Origin of the sequence: Shewanella sp. 11B5 (assembly GCF_002836795.1) — a bacterium.
GTDB lineage: Bacteria > Pseudomonadota > Gammaproteobacteria > Enterobacterales > Shewanellaceae > Shewanella > Shewanella frigidimarina.
The window spans coordinates 1-3,297 of the sequence record NZ_PJAP01000893.1; the positions used below are offsets into that span (position 1 = coordinate 1).

Genomic DNA, 3,297 nt, shown 5'->3' on the forward strand with positions numbered 1-3,297 from the left:
ATCACAGACGGCAAACATAGTGGTGATACCGTTAACAATCCCCCATATAGGGGGATTTCTTGTTTGTAATTTAACAAATAAAGCGTTGCTTAAGATTGAGTTGAAGGTGTCCAACACTACTCTCGATATTATAAAAATGCCATTTAATCAACTCAACAGAGCCAGTTAGCGAATTAAGCTGGGTTTCGTTAAACACTGGGAGTGCCAATATGAATCTGTTGCTGTACTCATTCACTGGAGTGCTTCTCAGGCATAGCTAGTGACAGAACTATTTAATTTAGCAGTTAATAGAAACACGTCAGCATACAGAGCGATAGAAAAAGAACTTAATAGTTACGATTTCTCGAGCTCTGAAATAAAAAAGACAATTCAAACTATTTATTCAGCCCGTTCGTAACAAACAGATGAAATCAAAAACGGCCAGCATCTTAGATACTGGCCGTTTTTTGTTAGTGCATTTTTAATAGCTTAGTGCTTATGGTTGTAGCTGGGCTTTTGCCGCTTCAACTTTTGAAAAATCTAAGCCAAGTTCTACCACAGCTTCTTTGATCAAGGCTGGGTTTTGCATCACCATGCCCATCAACTGTTGTAGCTTTTCTGCAGGAATACCTAATTGACCAATAGTTGCCATTGCTGCGAATGGGTTTTCAGTTAACGTCTGGAACAACTCATTAATTTGTACGTCACTGATATTGTGTTCTTTGAAGATGGCAAGAATCGGGTTCATTGCTATACCTTGTAATGTTAATTGACTAAGTTGTGATTTTATCACGTTTTCATAATACTGGTGCAAGCCTCATTATCTATTCATGATAACTGTCGATATGATTGATGTATTGTTTACGGCCTCAGAGTCGCCGCTACTATTAACGTCAGTCTAGTGATTCAGTCTTGTAGCTCCGCTTCATGACTCGATCTTAATTGCTCTGTCTTATTACTCTACAAAATATCAACTACTTGAAATAACTACATGAATAAAAATCTGTAATAATTCATAGGCTTATTCATGCCTGCTTGGTGTTGTGTTGAGGGGTTATAGTGATAGTTCATCATGCCTATATTAACGGCGATGCATTATTGATTGAGTTTACAATATTGGCGTTTATACTAAGCCAGGTATGGCATGGTGCTGTATGTTTCGTTTAACTACACGGATGTTTTATATGGATATTGTTACCCTTTGTATTGCCGTTGTTATTTCTCAACCGTTAATTGTGTATTTGGCATTTTATAAAGATACCGGTCTGACAACGAAAAAAAACGAGTTTTATCAATCTTTTTTAGTTATTCCTCCCAGCTTTGCTTTCTTCTATCTAGACCAATACTGGTATGCGTTAAGCTTACTGGCTGCAGTCACGTTATTTGGTCTGCTATTGGCCAAAATGGTTAATCATAAGGCAAGTCATCCTATTGTTCGCGATGATCTCATCTCATTCGCTATTGCGTGGTTGATAATATTTGGCATAGGTCATTTTATTGCAGGTTTATTTACAGGCTCAAGTCCAGACATCGTTGTAACATCAGAGGTTACGGCGGTAACAATACAACAAGGAATGTACTCCGCATTATCAATTTCACTGCTTTATTTAGCGATTATGCTGGTGGTATTTTGTGTCCGAGTCTTAGAGAAAAAATATATAACCAAAGAAAAATTTAGCGACTTTTTGCTACTCATTTGTAGTGTTATCGGTGGTGCGCTTCCCGTCATGGGTGACTATTTTATGTTGAGTATGATGCTAAACTTTTTTATCTTGTTTTATATTAGTGGAATAATTATTTGCTTAGATGGGACTGGTCCTTCTAGTGGCGCCGTTGGTTTTATTTTTAGTTATTTATTTATGATGGGGGCAGGGGTTTGTCTGTTGTTCAAAGGTGGAGCTTGGTTGTTTGGTTAACCTTTACTGAGTATAAAGCTCATTATTCTGCTATCGATGTAGTAATAATATTTTAATACGCTTAATGACAAAAAAGAGATATAGAAAAGCGAGATCACACCGTGATAAATGTTGGAATTTGCACTGCATTTTTAATATTCTTTTTATGGTCCAGCATGCTTTTAACAAGGGCTTGGCATTACTGATTTGTACTCGTCATGCTATACAACTTACAACTTACAACTTATGACTATTGACGAGATTTTAGCTGAGCTTGACACAATGCTAGCAAAGCACAATTGAAGTACATGTGGCATTGAGTGTTTTAAAAAATAAAAAATCATCTCAAATTGAGATGATTTTTTGTTCGGACTATTTAAGCTATAGCCTCATTAATAACGTTTGTTTCTAGCTAATTAAAACGTGACATTTTTTTCTGCACTACAAGTGGCAGTAGAAGATTCGCATACTTGATAAGTGTATGTTCCACCGCCTTTTGCTGAAATACTATCTGTATAGCTACCGTCATTTGCCGTAGTGGTTACTTTGCTGTTGTTGCGGAAAATGTCTACATTGGCTGAACTTGCACCACCAAAGGTTAAATCAACTTTGTTAACGCCTTTCGATTTATAACCATTAAGTGACAATGTAATATCGCCGCCCGTTGGTGGCGGAGTTACCCCACCGCCTGCACAGCCATTACTTGATAAATAAGCATCTGCAGCAGCAGCTTGCACAATACCATAACCAAAGTAGTCATCTTTACCTGATGCTCCGGCGTCTAACGCTGTGGCTTTAAGTGCTGCACGGATTTCACTGCCCGTACATTCGTTATGTTGTGACCATACTAAGGCTGCAATTCCCGACACCGCAGGAGTAGCCATAGAAGTACCACTCATAAAGCCAAAGTCTGATGTACCAATATCAATATTTGCAGTTGCCGCATTAACTAAGGTTGATCTATCTTCAAATGCTGCCCCAACAGCAGGAATACTTGTCGCATTAGCATCGCCTAATGTACCGTACAGCATGCCTGGTTCATTATTAATAATAATGGCACCGACACCACCAGATGCTTCACAGTTAGCGACTTTATCGTAAAATGAAATTACACCACGGTCGATCACACAAATATTACCGTTAGCACCTGAGTTGGTTGACTCAGCTGTTCCCATGTAAAATGTGTTACCCACTACTGAACCTGCGTTTTCCATTGCCGATGAGGAAAGAGCGAATCCGTCTGCTGATAAATTTGACGCAGTAGCTTGCCCTGCTGGATAGGTTGAAAGGGTATCTACACCGCCGGCAGAAACTTCAACACAAATGGTTTCATCAGTTGTTACTTTACGACCTTTACCCGATGTACATGTCGGGAACTGAGAGAAATCTGCAATAACGTTATTGCTATCATTGGCACCAATCA

The 3,297-nt window shown here is 38.7% G+C and carries 3 protein-coding genes; 1 reads left to right on the forward strand and 2 read right to left on the reverse strand.

What is annotated here, in order from left to right; translation table 11 throughout:
- Positions 1-475 precede the first annotated feature (475 nt).
- Positions 476-727 (reverse strand): DUF2999 family protein, encoded by a 252-nt coding sequence (locus CXF78_RS17810; protein WP_011639055.1) that lies wholly within the window; start codon positions 725-727, stop codon positions 476-478.
- A 436-nt stretch (positions 728-1,163) separates the two neighbouring features.
- Between CXF78_RS17810 and CXF78_RS17815 the strand changes: the two genes are divergently transcribed.
- Positions 1,164-1,895, forward strand: coding sequence for a hypothetical protein (locus tag CXF78_RS17815; protein WP_102037513.1), 732 nt, complete (start codon positions 1,164-1,166; stop codon positions 1,893-1,895).
- A 395-nt stretch (positions 1,896-2,290) separates the two neighbouring features.
- Here the strand turns inward: CXF78_RS17815 and CXF78_RS17820 are convergent.
- A partial coding sequence (locus tag CXF78_RS17820; protein WP_180957209.1) for a S8 family serine peptidase occupies positions 2,291-3,297 on the reverse strand: 1,007 nt, incomplete at its 5' end.

Excerpts from the sequence above, each read along its gene's own strand:
- CXF78_RS17810 (WP_011639055.1), bottom strand. The coding sequence starts at position 727 with ATGAACCCGATTCTTGCCATCTTCAAAGAACACAATATCAGTGACGTA.
- CXF78_RS17815 (WP_102037513.1), top strand. The coding sequence starts at position 1,164 with ATGGATATTGTTACCCTTTGTATTGCCGTTGTTATTTCTCAACCGTTA.